This window comes from Paraburkholderia sediminicola (assembly GCF_046026855.1).
In the GTDB taxonomy this organism is placed as follows: domain Bacteria; phylum Pseudomonadota; class Gammaproteobacteria; order Burkholderiales; family Burkholderiaceae; genus Paraburkholderia; species Paraburkholderia sediminicola_A.
The window spans coordinates 72,754-89,453 of the sequence record NZ_JAQQET010000028.1 but is presented as its reverse complement, the minus strand read 5'-3'; the positions used below and the strand labels follow the sequence as shown (position 1 = coordinate 89,453).

Annotated in this window: 15 protein-coding genes; 11 read left to right on the top strand and 4 right to left on the bottom strand. The window is 55.4% G+C overall.

Annotation, left to right across the window (positions count from 1 at the left end; genetic code table 11):
• Window positions 1-83: 83 nt before the first annotated feature.
• The 4 genes from PQR40_RS27400 to PQR40_RS27385 form a co-directional block, all read right to left on the bottom strand.
• Window positions 84-728 carry a glutathione S-transferase N-terminal domain-containing protein gene (locus PQR40_RS27400; protein WP_408510237.1) on the bottom strand — a complete coding sequence of 215 codons (645 nt, stop codon included), beginning with the start codon at window positions 726-728 and terminating at the stop codon, window positions 84-86.
• On the bottom strand, window positions 725-1,411 hold the full coding sequence (locus tag PQR40_RS27395) for a GntR family transcriptional regulator (RefSeq protein WP_408392921.1): 687 nt from the start codon (window positions 1,409-1,411) through the stop codon (window positions 725-727). Before PQR40_RS27395 ends, PQR40_RS27400 begins: the two co-directional genes overlap by 4 nt.
• A gap of 65 nt (window positions 1,412-1,476) precedes the next feature.
• Entirely contained in the window at window positions 1,477-2,691 is a 1,215-nt protein-coding gene (locus PQR40_RS27390) for a PrpF domain-containing protein (protein ID WP_408392923.1), read from the bottom strand.
• 142 nt (window positions 2,692-2,833) lie between these two features.
• The gene (locus PQR40_RS27385; RefSeq protein ID WP_408392926.1) at window positions 2,834-3,763 is read right to left on the bottom strand and encodes an ornithine cyclodeaminase family protein; all 930 of its coding nucleotides are present in this window, start codon (window positions 3,761-3,763) and stop codon (window positions 2,834-2,836) included.
• Window positions 3,764-4,056: 293 nt separating this feature from the next.
• Here PQR40_RS27385 and PQR40_RS27380 point away from each other — a divergent pair, with 293 nt between their 5' ends.
• The 11 genes from PQR40_RS27380 to PQR40_RS27330 all read left to right on the top strand — a co-directional run bounded on the left by PQR40_RS27380 (window position 4,057) and on the right by PQR40_RS27330 (window position 16,516).
• Window positions 4,057-5,367: a dicarboxylate/amino acid:cation symporter gene (locus tag PQR40_RS27380; RefSeq protein WP_408392929.1), complete on the top strand. Its 1,311-nt coding sequence runs from the start codon at window positions 4,057-4,059 to the stop codon at window positions 5,365-5,367.
• Between the two features lie 196 nt (window positions 5,368-5,563).
• A complete protein-coding gene (locus PQR40_RS27375) occupies window positions 5,564-5,926 on the top strand; it encodes a Rid family hydrolase (RefSeq protein ID WP_408392931.1) in 363 nt (120 codons plus the stop codon).
• Between the two features lie 798 nt (window positions 5,927-6,724).
• A complete protein-coding gene (locus PQR40_RS27370; protein WP_408510236.1) occupies window positions 6,725-8,797 on the top strand; it encodes a hydantoinase/oxoprolinase family protein in 2,073 nt (690 codons plus the stop codon).
• On the top strand, window positions 8,794-10,458 hold the full coding sequence (locus PQR40_RS27365) for a hydantoinase B/oxoprolinase family protein (protein ID WP_408510235.1): 1,665 nt from the start codon (window positions 8,794-8,796) through the stop codon (window positions 10,456-10,458). Before PQR40_RS27370 ends, PQR40_RS27365 begins: the two co-directional genes overlap by 4 nt.
• Complete coding sequence (locus PQR40_RS27360; RefSeq protein WP_408392938.1) at window positions 10,455-11,678, top strand: aminotransferase class V-fold PLP-dependent enzyme; 1,224 nt, start codon at window positions 10,455-10,457, stop codon at window positions 11,676-11,678. The genes PQR40_RS27365 and PQR40_RS27360 overlap by 4 nt, the downstream gene beginning before the upstream one ends.
• An 80-nt stretch (window positions 11,679-11,758) precedes the next feature.
• A complete protein-coding gene (locus tag PQR40_RS27355; RefSeq protein ID WP_408392940.1) occupies window positions 11,759-12,577 on the top strand; it encodes a transporter substrate-binding domain-containing protein in 819 nt (272 codons plus the stop codon).
• On the top strand, window positions 12,570-13,331 hold the full coding sequence (locus PQR40_RS27350; RefSeq protein WP_408392942.1) for an amino acid ABC transporter permease: 762 nt from the start codon (window positions 12,570-12,572) through the stop codon (window positions 13,329-13,331). Before PQR40_RS27355 ends, PQR40_RS27350 begins: the two co-directional genes overlap by 8 nt.
• Window positions 13,328-14,014: an amino acid ABC transporter permease gene (locus tag PQR40_RS27345; protein ID WP_408392945.1), complete on the top strand. Its 687-nt coding sequence runs from the start codon at window positions 13,328-13,330 to the stop codon at window positions 14,012-14,014. Before PQR40_RS27350 ends, PQR40_RS27345 begins: the two co-directional genes overlap by 4 nt.
• Window positions 13,998-14,771 carry an amino acid ABC transporter ATP-binding protein gene (locus PQR40_RS27340; RefSeq protein ID WP_408392948.1) on the top strand — a complete coding sequence of 258 codons (774 nt, stop codon included), beginning with the start codon at window positions 13,998-14,000 and terminating at the stop codon, window positions 14,769-14,771. Before PQR40_RS27345 ends, PQR40_RS27340 begins: the two co-directional genes overlap by 17 nt.
• 72 nt (window positions 14,772-14,843) lie before the next feature.
• Window positions 14,844-16,058 carry a pyridoxal phosphate-dependent aminotransferase gene (locus PQR40_RS27335; RefSeq protein ID WP_408392950.1) on the top strand — a complete coding sequence of 405 codons (1,215 nt, stop codon included), beginning with the start codon at window positions 14,844-14,846 and terminating at the stop codon, window positions 16,056-16,058.
• Window positions 16,055-16,516, top strand: a complete 462-nt coding sequence (locus PQR40_RS27330) for a RidA family protein (RefSeq protein WP_408392953.1) — start codon at window positions 16,055-16,057, stop codon at window positions 16,514-16,516. The genes PQR40_RS27335 and PQR40_RS27330 overlap by 4 nt, the downstream gene beginning before the upstream one ends.
• The last annotated feature ends 184 nt before the right edge of the window (window positions 16,517-16,700 follow it).

The window sequence follows — 16,700 nt, the reverse complement described above, 5'->3', positions numbered from 1 at the left end:
CAGATGATCTGTGCGGATTTTTTATCCGGACTCCTACTTTTCGTCGTTCGTCAAATGCCAATGATTGACAAGACGCAGGCTATCTAAAGAGGAGCGGCGACAATATGCTGCTGATAAGCGGGTCGGACTGCGAGCGCACTATGCCAGCGAAACAGATTTGGCGAAACAGCGCTGTTGTTGATCGACACCCAGCGATGGATGGCGGGCCCTAGACAGTAATCACTGACACCCGGCGCGCGCCCACCAATAAACGATGCTGCGGGAATCGCGTTTTCGAGCATCGCCCAAAGTTGCGTGGCACGTGCCAGATGCAGTTCGAGTGTCTCATGAGGTAATACCTTGCCTCGCTTGAAATGTCCCCACAACGTCGTCATGTGGCTGCCGAGCTCGGTTCCATACCAATCGGTCCATCGTTCCTCGGCGGCTTGCTGAAGCGGATCGGCCCTGCACGCCATATCGGGTGCATATTGCTTGCATAGGTAACGAACGATGGTATTGGATTCCCACAAAGCAACGTCCCGGTCAACAAGGACCGGAACAAGCTGGTTGGGGTTCAGTGCACGAAATTCGTTCGTGCCTAGTCCATGGTGCGTGCCACCTGCGAGTACGAGGTCGTACCCCACCCGCAAATCATCGAGGCACCAAAGTACCTTCTGCACGTTCGCCGAATTGAGTCGACCCCATACACGGATCGAGGTTAAAGCAGGTGCCTCACTGGCTTGCTTCATTGTGTAGTTAACTCCTTTATGCTCAGCAAGACATGCTCACGCATCAGATCGCCTGCGTCCTTGTGCTTCCCCGCCACCATGGCAGCCACAATCGCGCGATGTGCGTCCTGTTTGATGCGAAGCCGGTCCTGGTAGGCGCTTGTCAGCTGTGGATCACTTTTTACGCGATTCAGCAGTGCGGATCGATAGAACAGAACGAGTTTGTTGAGCGTTTCCGACAAAAAATTTAGGTGACTATTGTCAGCGAGCTCAGCAATCTGTTTGTGGAAGCTGCTGTTCAACGCAAAAGCTATATCAAGTTCTTCTTTATTGATGGCCTCGTCTGCGGCATAAATGGTCTCCGCCAGTCGCGCCAGGTCATGGGACTTCATGCGTTGCGAGGCCAGTTCTGTTGCCATCGATTCGAGCGCGGCGCGGCACGTATAGAGCTCGGTCAAGTCGTTGTTGCTGACCGTTCTAACCTGATAGCCGCCGCTCACCAGCGGGAGTAATACGCCTTCCTGTTGTAACTTTCGCATAGCTTCGCGCACCGGAGTGCGGCTCAGGCTGAGCCTCACCGACCAGTCACTGTCCTTCAGACGTTCCCCGGGCTTGATCTCGCCTTTGATGATCATGTCCCACAGGAGATCGTGGACCCGATCGAACATATGCGAGCCTTTTGTAAGGGTGTCTTTGACGTCCATATTGCTTTCCAGATTTCGGGTACTTGAATGCAAGATGATACCGCCCCCGTGGGCAGTGATAATCGTCACGCCGCCAATACTGCATCCGGCAGGGCAAACGGCAGCAAAACCTCGCCTTGCATGATGCGGCGAGCTGTGCGCAGGATCGACGTCGCCACGATACGATGCTGTGCATCCAGTTCCACCTCCACATCCATGGTCCCCGATGGATGGTGAATCGTCACGCCCACGGGATTGGAGGCAACTGCAAGTTCGCAGGCAAGTGTGCCGCTCAGCCGGCACGCGGCCGCGAGAGCCATCGACGACGTCACGGGTGCCGCACGATGAGGGGAATCGCATGAAACAAAACGCGCAGTGATACCCTCGCTCCCTTCGGGAGGAGGGGACACCATAATGACATCTGGCATATTTAGTAGGACCTGTCGTGCCTCACTTTCGCTTGCACAAAGGCCCATGCGCAATGCAGCGCTAACTCGTATCTCCGTCATCAGCGACCGGAAATCCATATTGGAGGTGAGCGCGGCATAACTTTCGCTGCCGGCCAGCCCAATATCGCGTGCGTCCAATATGACACATGGGAGCGTGACATCAATCAGGGTAACCCTGAGCGCCCGGTCCTTCGTTATCTGCAGAATGTCCCATCTTGCGCCACTAGGAAACCCGCCACGTCCCATTGATCCTTCTGGGTCCTCAAACCTGAGCGAGATTGGCGATGCGCGCCCAGCAACGCCAGCGATTTCGATATAGGCAGAATCCGGCGCCTCCGGATCGAAGCTCGATACAATGATCTTTTGAGAGTTCTCGTTGAAGATACGGACAGTTGCGCCTGTCGCACCTGGCGTGACCCATCCTTCTTCCACGGCAAAGGGTCCGACGGCTGAAGAAATGTTCCCGCAATTTGCATCAACCAGCATTTCACCCGTCGCCGGTTCGATCTGTACGAATAAATAGTCGACGTCCACACCCTCCCGGGTGGATTGGTTGAGAACCGCCACTTTAGAGAGCGAGGTAATCCCGCCGCCCAGACCGTCAAGCTGTTTGCTGTCGGGATCGGGGCTGCCGAGGACGGACTGGAAGATGCGCTTCCATAGTCGGCGATCGGCAGGCAGGTCGCCCCGTCGAAAAACTACCGCACGACTTGTCCCGCCTCGTACATAGGTAGCACGCAGTGCTGCTCTCGCGTTATTCACTGATTCCCCCGGTACCGCCAAGTATTGAAACTGAAGATTGGATTGACAGTAACGTGCCGATGCGCGTGGGCTCGATCCCGTTCCTTTCATAAACGGATCTCATCAGGCTGCCACCGACCCCATGTCAATTGAACGATGGCGCCACCGGCGTCTTTGCCGATTTCGACACCGCTGCCAAATAGTTGCTTTCTCGCACTGTTGCCTTTCGAAACTGGACCTCACTGTTGAGCACCTATATGAGAGTCTCATCCGAGTCCGCCACGAAGCGGGAATAAGCCAGACCGGCGAGTGCAATATCCTGAAGACCGATACCGACGGATTTATAAATGACTATGTCCTCCGGGTGACGTTCGTTATCCACGTTAAGCATGACCTGGGACAGATCCACAATCTTTTCACGCGGCAGACAAACGGGATCCGCCAGTACCAGGTCGCCGGCTTCCTGCAAGGCCTGCGTGCTCCAGTCGACGACAACCATGGATGCGCGGCGCAAAGCGATATCGTCCAGTTCACGCGTATGCGGCAGACTCGAACCGATCGCTGCAATGAAGGTACCGGGCCGGATCAGGTCCCCTGAGAACAACGGTGTGGCGGAGCGCGACGCGGTCACCACAAAGTCGGAACCCGAGACCGCTTCGCGCGCATCTGCCTCGTGGACCGGCACACCACACAGGTGCGAAAGGGCCTCGGCACTTGCAGCACCTGAGTAGGGCTCGACAAGCAGGATCCGTTCGACCGGAAAAGTCGCGCAGAGCTGGATTGCGTGTTCCCTACCTTGCTGACCCGCCCCAAATAAGGCGAGTGTCCTTGAGTCAGGGCGAGCAAGCCGACGCGCCGCTACTACTGTCGTCGCCGCTGTGCGCAAGCGCGTCACTGTCCCAGCGTCCAGTGTCGCGAGCGGTGTGCCGTCCTCGGCCGAAAAGAGCAGGATAACGAATCGAAACTGCCCTGCGATCGTCGTATAAACCTTTGCGCCCACGAACCCTTGCTCGGGAAGCGCCGCACCGAGCGTCGACAACTTCACCCCACCCGCTTCGGTGCGAACGCGCTCCTGCACAGCGCTGGTACCGCGGCCAAAGCTCAGAAAAGCTTCACGAAGGACTTCTTGCGCGTCGGGCGCCGATACAAGCCGCGTGACTTGGTCATCAGTTATATGCAGCATAGTCGAAATTTACTAGTATCCTGTATCCAAGAATAACAAACGATAAGCGATTTGGCAACGACAACGACCGCTACCGTCTGCGCAGCGACCCGATGGGCTCCCACAAGCCTCCCGTGCGAGTTTAAGGCCAATTCTGGCCGGAATGTGGCAGGAAAACCGCGAAACTTCACCCGTGAATCCAAGGTTACTTAGGGATTTTGAGTGCTTGACAAGGAGATTTTGCGCGGACACCATCGAATCCTGTATCCCGGATTCATGCTGAATTGGGATAGAGATCATCTTGGAGACCTACCTTGAAGCGCGCACGCCTTTCGACTCTCATTCTCGTGGGACTGGTACTCGGCATCGCTGTCGGCTATTGCCTGAATGTACTTGTTCCAGCGGGGCCCGGCCACAAAGAGGTAGCCGGCTATTTGTCAATGCTTGCGGAAATCTTCCTCAGGCTCATCAAGATGATTCTGGCTCCGCTTGTATTTGCTGGCATCGTCACAGGCATGATGGGCAGCGAAGGGCCGAAGGAGGTCGGGCGCTTGGGTTTGAAAGCGATGGTGTGGTTTGTCACGGCTTCCGTGTGCTCGCTGGTGCTGGGGCTAGTTCTGGCAAATACCTATTCGCTCGGCAGTTCGATGCCGCTTCCGCAGAGCGGAACGTACACGGACATCGGCACTGGATCATTGAGCCTCAAGACCTTCGTGACTCACATGGTCCCTCAAAGCGCCGTGAACGCCATGTCGCAAAACGAAATCATCGCGATTGTTGTCTTTGCGATTTTCTTCGGCTTCGCGCTCTCCTCGCTGCGCAAACTGGAGCCTACTGCTGCCGTTCTCGCACAGTCGATCGAAGGCGTGCTTAAAACCATGCTGCGGCTGACGCAGTACGTCATGTACTTCGCTCCCGTTGGTGTATTCGGGGCGACCGCCGCTGCAATCATGGAGCACGGCATTGGCGTTATTGCCATCTATGGGAAATTCATTGGCGCAACGTATAGCGGTTTCGCGATCTTGTTCCTGCTTCTCGTTGCTGCGGGCTATGCGTTCTTGCGCCAAGACGTCTTCCGCTTGCTGTCCTTGATGCGAACACCTTTTTTGATCGGGTTCTCGACGTCAAGTAGTGAGGCCGCGTTCCCAAAAACGCTTGAGCAACTGACGAAGCTGGGTATTCCCGAGAGGATTACTACGTTGATCCTGCCACTGGGATATTCCTTCAACGCTGACGGCGTCATGATGTATCAGGCTTTTGCCACTGTCTTTTTGCTTCAGGCCTACCACATTCACCTGTCTCTCGTTCAGCAAATCGGGATGCTGCTGGTTATGCTGATTGCCAGCAAGGGCGCTGCAGGGGTGCCGCGCGCGTCACTGGTCGTTGTCGCTTCTACGCTGCCCATGTTCGGCATTCCTATTGAAGGACTCGCGATCCTTCTAGCCGCCGATACATTTATCGATATGGGCCGTACAGTTGTCAATCTGACAGGAAACAGCATTGCCACAGCAGCAATAGCGAAGTGGGAGCTGAAACGCGGCCATGTAAGTCTCACTGTGCCGGTTGAGGACTCGCCGCTAATCGCCTCGGTGAATGCGCGAGGCCATTCTAGCAACCAGACCTGATTTCGTTCTTTTTCCCTTGTGTCCAAGTGCCTGACCTGAGAGCGTTATCGGAAGAGTCAAGAAGCAACGCACAAAGAAGGCAGTTCAGCGCCAATTGGTCGGGTGCTCAGGCTGCCAATCTTCGGCCGAAATTCGAGAGGCAAAACCTCCCGATCACCATCAACATATTTTCGAAGACTAAGAAAAGAGACTAAACATGTCACAAATCACCCGTTTCGACACAACAGAAAAGTTAAGCAAAGCCGTTGCATCTGGTCAGTTCGTTTTCATTTCCGGGCAGGTGCCAGACAATGCCGAAGCAGATCCTTACCAACAGACATTGGAAGCCATGACCAAGGTCGAGAAATATTTACTTAAAGCAGGATGTACTAGATCAGACATGCTGTTCGCTATGATCTTCGTGAAGAACCTCACGAATCTCGCCGAGATAAACCGGGCGTGGGGCGAGTGGCTCCCCGAAGGATGTGCCCCGGCGCGCGCCTGTGTCGAAGCCACACCAGCCTCGTCGCAGTTTGAAGTACAAATCTTTGCGGTCGGTCAACGGGCCAGCATTGCCTGAGGTGCACCTGCCCGACCTCAAATGGAGTATCGATCGTCAAAAAGGTCTAATGAGACGATATCGCTTCCCCCGCTGAGCTTCGCTACTCGATGTGTTGTTTCTTAGGCAGAAGCGCACGCCTTATGCGGGTGGCTTATCAGGGCCGTGATATCGCTTAGGCAAGCGATGAAAGCGACAAATTTCGCTGCGAATGCGCAGGGAGCGGGGCATGAACCATGCCCCGCTCCATGTGGGACTATGGTACGAGCGGAGATTGCTGACAATCCACCTGATCATTTAATCTTCGCAATGGCGGCGCTTTCCCAACGCATCGAACCTGGTCGGTCTGTCGCGATCTCCCGCCCCGGAACTACCTGGCCATGCGGCCGTACAGAACGTCGCCCCGAGAATCAGGATAATGCATAGTTATCCTAGTTATTTATCTTCCCGCCAACCCACGGCGCACCCAGCGTGCCGTGGATCGACCCATCTTTTTTAGCTCCAACTGGCAGGAGCGAATTTTCCGCGAAGACCTCGCTTAACGCTACGCGGCTTGTCAATCCTTAACCGCCACTCATGCGGCCACGCTGGTAATCACCCGATCAATGCAAGTAGCGGCGCCGCGTCGGCATCCCGTATTCCCCGCCCCGGCGGAGTCTGCATTTCGCGAGGTCAGGTCGCCATCACTCTCAAAAATAAACTCGATATCGGTAATAACCCTAGTCTCAACCCAGGTGAAAACACTGATTTCTGAAAGATTGATTCCTTTAATTTAACACCCTACTATGGATTCCGAATCCTAATTTTGAGAGGCAGCGAGTGCGAAAGATCTGGCTTGGAATCGACACCGGTGGCACCTTCACAGACCTTGTCATGACGGATGCCGACAGCGGCGAACAGTGGTTTCACAAGACCCCGACGACCCCTGACGATGCGTCGCGAGGGATTTTGGACGGAATGAAACAAATCATTGACATGGCCGGACTCAACCCAGCCGATGTGGACTTCGTCTGCCACGGAACGACGTTGGCCACCAATGCAGTACTGGAACGTAAATGGGTACGAACCGGCATGCTTTGTACCGAGGGTTTCGGCGATGTACTTGAACTTGCCCGGCAGCGTCGGCCAAGTTTTTTCAATCTCGACATCGAAAAGCCGGTTCCCCCCGCCACCCGCGATCTGCGCTTCGAAGTTCGCGAACGCGTCGCGTTTGACGGACAAGTTGTAACCCCCTTGAATGAGGGCGACGTCCGCGCGGCAGTTACCGCGCTCCGAAAGGCGGGTGCGGATTCAATCGCGATTTGCTTCCTCCATTCCTACGCGAATGGAGCACATGAGCGCCGGGCTGCAGAGATCGTCAAGGAAATGTGGCCCGACGCTTATCTTTGCACCTCCTCGGACGTACTAGCAGAATTTCGCGAGTACGAAAGGTTCTGCACAACGACAGTCAATGCCAGTTTGCTGCCTGTTATCGATCGGTACCTGGAGCGTTTTGAGGGAGGCGTAAGAAATCTGGACATCGTGCCAGAGCCACGAATCATGCAGTCGAACGGCGGCGCCGTCTCACCCGCATCCGTTCGTCAGATGCCGGTCAACACATTTTTTTCGGGACCTGCGGGGGGGGTGATCGGAGCTGTCGGGCAAGGAGCGATGGCGAATGTGAAAGATATGATCACCTTTGACATCGGAGGCACTTCAACCGATGTCGCATTGATCCGGAACGGCACACCCGAAAAACACAATAGCCGCGAAATGGGCGGCTTCCCAGTGCGAACTCGGACCTTGGACATTCACACAATTGGGGCGGGCGGCGGCAGTGTCGCTTGGGTCGATGACGGCGGCCTCCTTAAAGTCGGCCCACGAAGCGCCGGCGCCGTGCCAGGACCAGCCTGCTATGGACGGGGCGGCACTCTTCCAACTGTGACCGACGCCAACATGGTTCTCGGCCGACTAAATCAAACAGCCCTCCTCCAGGGCCGTATGGCCGTCTATCCGGAGCGCGCGCGCCAGGCAATTGAAGACCGTCTCTGTGGGGCGCTCGGCGCCGATGTCGTTCGTGCCGCAGCGGGGATCCTCGAGATCGTCAACGTCAGCATGATGGGGGCCGTTCGAGTTATCTCGGTCGAACGGGGTGAAGATCCGCGAAACTTCGCGCTGACACCGTTCGGCGGTGCGGGACCGTTACATGCGGCCGACGTGGCTGCAATGATGCGTATTCCCCGAATATTTGTTCCCAAACGCCCTGGCCTGCTGTCAGCAATGGGTCTTGTACATGCTGACATTCGTGGCGATTTCAGTTTGACGCGTCTGTTGATCGCAGACGTCGATGCGCTTGGTCCTCTAAATTCCGGACTCTCCGAGCTTCGTGAACGCGGAATTGCATGGTTGGAACGAGAGTCACGAAATGCCAATGCGCGGTTTGAATGGCTGGTCGACATGAGGTATGCCGGACAGAACTTTGAGCTTGCTGCTGAAGTTCCGGACGGCAGCATCGATCAACGAATCCTTGAGAGTTTGATCGAACAGTTCCACAAGGCACATGAGGCTGCCTACGGATACCGGATGGCAGATCAACCAATCCAGTTCGTCAATCTTCGCGTGGCGGTTGTCATCAGCCGCCCAAGTCCACCAACGCGCGGATTTAAATCGTCTGGGTCGTTAAGTGCCGCATTGGTCGAAGAGAGGCAAGTCTGGTACGCGGACGCCGGCTTCGTATCGGCTCCCGTCTACAACCGCGACGCCGTCCCTGTTGACTCTACTTTTGATGGTCCCGCGATTGTCGAGCAAATGGACACGACCATCGTCATACCGCCACATGCGACCGTTCAGGTCAACCATATCGGAGATCTCATGATCAACTTGAAAGCCGCTCAGATGGAGGCATCCGAATGAAGCCGGACAGTATTGATTCCATCACGGCGGAAGTTGTGTCTCGACATCTACTGTCGATCGCGGAAGAAATGGCTGCAACATTGATCCGCACATCGTTCTCCGCAAACACCAAAGAGCGGGCGGACTGCTCGGCGGCCGTATTCGATCGCAGTGGCAGGGTTGTCGCGCAAGCCCACCGCGTACCGCTGCACCTTGGATCGATGCTCGGCGCGGTCAGTGCAATCATCGAGCGCTTTCCTGTCCAGGAAATCACACCCGGCGACATGTTTGTCGTTAACGACCCTTACACTGGCGGAGGGTCCCATCTACCTGACCTGAACATCATCGCGCCGGTGTTCCGGGAGGGAACGATTGTCGCGTACGTCGCCAACATTGCTCACCATGCCGACGTGGGCGGGATGGTTCCTGGGAGCGAAGCAGCGGTATGTCGATCGATCTTTCAGGAAGGCTTGCGTATCCCCCCCGTTCGCATTCTCCGAGCCGGAAGAATCAATCAGGATGTCTTCGATATGATCCTCCTGAACTCGCGAACCCCGGACGAGCGCAGCGGCGATCTGAAAGCGCAGTTCGCGGCAAACACGGTCGGAGTGAACGGCGTTCAGGCCCTCTTCGACCGATATGGTGCCAACACAGATCCTGCGATCGATGCCTATCTCCATTTTACGCGTCGACGGTTTGAAGCTGCAATCGGCCGGGTTAGACCGGGAGTCTACCGGGTCGAAGACTTCCTAGACGGCGACGAGCCGGGCGAAAAGGCACGAATCGCGCTCGAATTGACCGTGAGTCAGAACCGCCTCGCATTCGATTTCGCAGGGACCGCTCCCCAGTTGACCTGGGCGCGGAACATCCCTCGCCAGGCGTTGATCGCCACGGTTTATACCGTCGCCAAGAGCTTGCTCGACCCCGACGTTCCAGCCAACGCCGGCTACTTTGACACAATGGAAATCAGCGCTCCGACCGGTTCGGTAGTGCAGCCCGTCGCGCCTGCCCCGGTGGGGTGTCGAGGAATCTCTTGTGGCGTGCTCGGGGACGTTATTGCAATGGCCCTTTCGCAAGCAATGCCAGATCGCACACTTGCGGCCTGCGGGCCACACCACCTGGTTATATTTGCCGGCCCTGACCGGAGCGGCGATGGCTATTTCGTCAACTATGAAACCATAGCCGGCGGAATGGGTGCGCGCCCATATCGAGACGGAATGGACGCCGTTCGTGTGCATGCTTCTGGCGCGGCCAATCTCCCAATCGAAGCACTCGAACATGCGTACCCCCTGCGTGTGGAACGCTATGCTTTGCGCGACGGCTCCGGTGGTCTGGGCACATATCGAGGCGGTAGCGGCGTCGTTCGCGAATACCGCGCCCTCGTTGACGGGATTGTCGTAAGCCTATCGGCCGAGCGTCAGCACGTCGCTGCATCTGGCGCGCAAGGCGGGACCGCTGGCGCATTGGGGCGATTCGTAATGAACCCCGGCACTGTCAATGAGCGCACCCTACGCTCTGCTGAATCCGAAGTCCCTCTACCTCGTGGAGAGCTGTTAGCGATCTGGACGCCCGGCGGTGGTGGGTACGGCGACGCACAAGCCCGCGAAGGGGACGCTATTGCGAGAGATATCCGCGAACGGCGTTGCACGACCGAGGAATACAAATCAAAGGGGACCGTATGATGGCCACAAACACCGCTCAGACTTTTAAAGCCTTCCGAGAACAATATCAAGGGACGAAGAACTGGGTGTATATGGACGCCTCAGCCCGCGGATTACTGTCAAACGGCGTAAGAAATGCCCTCGCAGAATACGTCGACCACCGCGCCAACAACGGCGGTGACAAGGACTGGATGTTCTCCATGGCCGAACTTTCCCGTCAGCGCTTCGCTTCCTTGATTGGCGCGGACGTTGACGAGGTCAGTCTGACAAAGAACGTCACCGAGGGGATCAATGCATTCGCCTTCAGTTTGCCTTGGCGCGAGGGCGACAATGTGGTCGTTTGTCCAGACATCGAACACCCCGCAAATATCTTCCCGTGGTATCACCTCGCCCGACAGAAGGGTATTGAGGTTAAGGCGATTTCCGCTGAAAACGGACGGGTTCCGCTTGAAAAACTTGCGGCCGCCATTGATCACCGAACTCGTGTTGTCACGGTTTCCGCCGTTTCGTTTGCACCCGGCTTCCGTGCACCGCTTCGCGAACTCAGCAAGCTGTGCCGTGCCAAAAATGCGTTGCTGCTGGTAGACGCGGCCCAAACGGTCGGTGTCCTACATACCGACGTCGACGATCTTGGTATTGATGGACTGGCCGTAGCCACGCAAAAGGGCTTGCTAGGCCTTTACGGGATGGGCTTCCTTTACGTCCGTAAGGAGGTCGCCGAAAGCATGAAGCCCGTCTATATTTCCCGGATGGGTATTCAACTTGCGGAAGCGCATGAAGCGGCGGTTGGCGATCCTTCCGCATTCACGTTCGCCAAGGGAGCACGTCGGTTTGATCTGGGCAACTTTAACTTTATCGGAGCCGTGGCCGTTGCACAGTCAATATCGGAGCTGGAAGCAGTAGGCTCAATCAACATTGAGCAATATGTCACGTCCCTCGCTCAGCGCCTCGCCACAGGAATCGCCGAACTTGGCCTACCTGTGTTCGGAGGTGCCGAAGCGAAAGACCGCGCGCATATTGTCTCAATAGGCTCAGCCATCGGAGACGGTCATGACAGCACCGACGATGCTGTGCTTTCCGGTTTGAGTGCTGCGCTGTTGAACAACAACGTTCGCCATACCATTCGACGGGGCTTTGTTCGACTTTCGCTCCACGCCTACAACAACGACGATGACGTTGATCAAGTCGTGGCAATTTCTCGTGACTTCGTCAAAAGCAGAAAAGTCGCCGAGAGAGTTTAGACGCGTGACCCGACTCACGTAAAAATCACGATTTCAGTACCTTCAGTTTTGCGAAATTCTATTCTTTGAAGGAATTCAGCATGCGAAAGATTATCCAAAGAGTGCTCATCGCCTCTATCGTCGCATTGTATGGCGGAGCGACATACGCAGGCACTCTGGAGGACATTCAAGCCCGCGGAACCATGCGAGTTGGCGTCAAGGCAGACTCCGTTCCCTATGGTTTTCTCGATTCCAACGGCCAGCTAAAAGGCGCCGAAATTGACCTTAGCCGTGCACTAGCCGAGCAGCTGCACGTGAAATTTGAGCCTGTTATCGTCACAAGCGCAAATCGAATCCAGTTTCTTCAGCAAGGTAAGGTGGATCTGCTTGTTGCGACGCTCGCCGACACCCCGGAGCGACGAGGGCCCATCGACATGATACAACCGTACTATTCGTCGAACGGTACCAACATCCTCGCCCGTAAAGATAAACATTTCACTCAATGGACGCAGCTCAAGGGTTTGACGTTGTGTGGGCAACAAGGTAGCACTTTCAACAAGTGGGTCGAGCAAACATACGGCACCACGACCATGACGTTTCCGACAATAGACGAGGCGCTTGCAGCCCTGCGCGGCGGAAATTGCGTAGCATTCGTTCACAACGACGGTGTCATCGCAATGACGCTCCGTAATTCTGAGTGGAAAGACTACGAGATGCCTTTGCCGAGTCAATTCGAGCAGCGTCATGCCATTGGTGTCAGGAAGGGCGACAGCGCCCAGACACTCGGAAAGTTTTTGTCCTCGACCCTGACCGAGTGGCTCAAGGATGGCAAGCTCGCAGGGTTCTACACAGCCTGGAAGGTAACGGCGTTCCCCCCGGCCGAGATGCCGGGCAAGAAAGAGGCGGCCTCCAATGAGTGACGGAATAATCTCGTCGGCATTCGAGCGGCTTGCCAATACGACCGGTGTAAACCTGTCCATATTCTACGATGCGTTTGACCGAACACGTTTTCTGGAAGGGGCAGCACTGACGATCGAACTGTCGGTGCTATGCATACTTCTTTCGATTGTGATCGGAATAATCGGAGCCGCGTTGCAGGCGTCGCCATTTCGGCTAACCAATCGGCTAGCGCGTGCCTATGTTGCACTGTTTCGAAACACTCCTCCCGTTGTGCAAATGTTTTTCTTCTTCTTTGTATTAGGGGGCGCGTTACGGTTTCACGAGTCAGATGGCCACGTATTCCAGTTTTCAAACTTTTTTTGGGCCACCATTTCCCTTTCATTTTACTATGGTAGCTTCAATATTGAAATCTTTCGAGCCGGCCTTGAAGCCGTACCGGCTCAGACTATTCAGGCTGCGGAAGCACTGGGATATCGCCGCCTGCAAATACTCCGGCACGTGTTTCTTCCCCTTGCGTTTCGAGTTAGCTTACCCGCACTCGGAAACAATCTCGTTAGTCTTGTTAAAGCTACCTCGCTTGCGTACGCCATCGCCGTACCCGAAATAACCTACGTTTCCTCCGAAATCTGGAGTGATCATTTCAACGTCGCTGAGATGATGACCGTTCTTCTGGTGTTCTATCTTGCGATTATCGGTTTGATGGTTTTTTCTTTGCGCAAGCTCGAGGTATACCTTCGTATTCCCGGCTTTCACGGCGGTGGAACTGTGACATGAACCTGACATCTACACTGGAAACGCTGATTAGATGGAGCCCCCTAATCTTGAAGGGCTTCGCATTAAATCTTCTAATGAGCTTTCTTGCGGTAATTTTCGGTACGGCGGCAGGCGCTTTCCTTGGGATAGCCCAGGTCACTGGAGGCCCGCGCGTCCGGCGCGCGGCTGGGCTTTTCACCGAGCTTTTCCGCAACGCACCCACGCTGGTCCTGTTGTTCTTCTGCATGTATTTGATCCCTTTCGAGATCAAGGTTGGTTCGACGGTCATTCCTCTCGACGGCTGGGTAAAAGCGGTGTTTGGTCTCGCACTCTCCAAGATGGCATACGTGTCAGAGATTGTTCGCGGGGGACTCAACTCAATTCCATCCACTCAGTGGGAAGCAGCTGAGGCGTTGGGATTCTCACGTCGCGACACGCTGTGGCGCGTCATCCTGCCGCAGTGTGCAAAACGCATGCTTCCGCCGTGGATGAATACTTACGCCGTGCTGATCATGTCGACGCCACTCGCCGCAGTTCTGGGAGTCCAAGAGGCATTGGGTATGACCCGCAGCGCGATCGCTTCGTCCGGCCCGGACATGCTAACGCCATTTTATCTGTTTCTTTTGGCTATTTTCTTTCTCTACACCTACCCTATTTCGGCTTGGACTACTCGACTCGAGCGTCGATATGACTATCAAACCTAGCGGGCTGCAAATGCGTAATAGTTCTGCCAGTAACATTGTCAGCATCGACGATGTTCATAAGTCGTTCGGACGGAATTCCGTGCTATCCGGAGTTTCGATGCAGGTGTTTTGCGGCGAAGTCGCGTGCCTTATCGGTCCTTCCGGTTCGGGAAAATCCACGCTGCTGCGCTGTATCAACGGCCTTGTTTCAGTCGACAAAGGCTCGATCAACGTCGAAGGCATCCAAGTCAACAGCCCTCACGTCGACAAGCTAGCTCTACGTCGAAAGGTCGGAATGGTTTTCCAGCAGTACAACCTGTTTCCGCACTGGACCGTACTTCAGAACGTGATGATGGCACCGATCCATGTCCTGAAAGAAGACCGAGCGCAAGTTGAAGCGCGTGCACGCCATCTGCTGAAAAAGGTAAAACTCGAAGGCAAGGAGAACAGTCATCCGGGAGAACTGTCTGGCGGCCAACAGCAACGCGTGGCGATTGCCAGATCCCTTGCAATGAACCCGGACATCATGCTGTTTGATGAAGTTACGGCTGCGCTAGATCCAGAGACCGTTAAGGAAGTACTCTCGACAATTCGTGAACTGGCAGAGGAAGGGATGACCTGCGTGATGGTCACCCACGAGATGCGGTTTGCACGCGAGATTGCCGACACGATTCATTTTACCGATGGCGGACGAATCGTCGAGTCCGGTTCTCCAGTGGATTTCTTCAAGGCCCCCCAGAACTCCCGAACGAAGGCATTTCTCGAGCAGGTGCTCTAGCCGAGAGCCAGGTTAGACGACATTCGCGAAAACCTCACTTTCCCTGAAAACCCGACAATATACAGACAATCTATGGCATCGATCGAAAGCAAGTTCAAGGCATTAGGAACAGATAACGCCCCTGGCCAGGAGATCCGCTCGACGGTTGTCGACTTTTCTCGGCTGACGATTGGGGAACCCATTGACGGAACATTCGTTGACTTCTCGCATGGCGATGTTGATGCCTTTTGGCCAACTCCCGGGGCTTTAGAGATGTTCGAGGAAGGTGTCGAAGCCGGCGGAAGTCAGGCTTACACCGAGTACCGCGGGTCTGCCAATATTCGGGACCATGTGGCAGCGAGACTTGCCGCATTTACAGGTGGTTCGGTTTCGTCTCAAGACGGGCTCATTATCACCCCGGGAACTCAAGGCGCGCTCTTCTTGGCCATGGCTTCAGTGATCGCTGCGGATGACAAAGTCGCGATCGTCCAGCCCGATTACTTCGCCAACCGGAAAATCGTCGAATTCCTTGGCGGCAGGATCCTTCCTGTACAGCTTGACTACTTCAGCAGTGAGGGTCGAGCCGGGTTTGATGTTGAACAGCTACGCGCGGCTTTCGAAGCTGGAGCAAAGGTGCTGGTATTTTCGAACCCGAACAATCCCACAGGCGCTGTATATTCGTCGGAAGAAATTCATGAAATCGCCCAGTTGGCTGGCGAGTACGGAGCGACAGTCATCGTGGATCAACTGTATTCGCGACTTCTGTATTCTGACGCTGAATACACTCATCTGCGGGCGCAGGACGTCGACGGTGAACAGGTGGTAACCATCATGGGCCCGTCAAAGACCGAATCGCTAAGTGGTTACCGTCTCGGCGTTGCATTCGGCTCGAAACATATCATCAACCGAATGGAAAAGCTGCAGGCAATCGTCTCACTACGCGCTCCCGGATACTGTCAGGCAGTACTGCGCACGTGGTTCAACGAGCCGATGGGTTGGATGGCCGAAAGAATCAGGCTGCACGAATCCATTCGAGATGACCTGCTCAGGATCTTCCGGGAGGCATGCCTCAATGTCCGTAAGCCTCAAGCAGGGAGCTATCTCTTGCCCCAGCTACCCGCCCTACGGGTTAGTACGCTTGACTTTGTTCGCCTTTTGCGACTTCAGGCCGACGTTATTGTCACGCCTGGAAGCGAATTCTCGCCCCATACCGCCGACAGCATCCGCCTGAACTTCTCACAGGATCCCGTTGCCGCGGCGGCAGCCGCCCGCCGCATTGTCGAGATGACTTCACGATACCAAGCATGACCACCATCCAGCTCGCTCCCGTGCCACAGGGAGAATACAAGTCCGCGATACGCCACGGCGATTTGATCTTCACCGCCGGAATGACGCCGCGACGCAATGGCGTACTGGCGTTTCACGGAAAAGTCGATCAACTAGAAGGTCTGGATTCGGTAAGAGAAGCGGTCGATCTCGCGGCCGAGAATGCCCTATCCGCAGTGACCAGCCAGCTGAAGGAGGCCGAAACTATTAGCGCGCTTGTCAGCTTGACTGTTTTTCTGAATGCCCGAGAAGGTTTTGAATCCCACTCTCGCATCGCTGACCTGGCGTCGGCCTTTTTCAAACGAAAACTGGGGACGGCAGGCGTCGGACCGAGGTGTTCTGTGGGCGTTAGCTCGCTCCCTTCAAATGCACCAGTAGAAATCCAAATCATTGCAACGGCGGCTAGCTGCCCGGATGGAATGGCGCGGGCAGAGCCATGAAATCAGAGTGTTGCGGCCTTCGGCGTGGAGAAGACCGCCAACGAGATGCGTATTTTGTTCAATTGACATTTGGGATTCGGAATCCTAGTATTTGACCGAAGGGATCGCACTTGCCGCAAGCACGTAAAGCGCTTCCCAAATCCCTCAACCAACCGGAGGAAATCTGATGTACGGATGGAGAGCA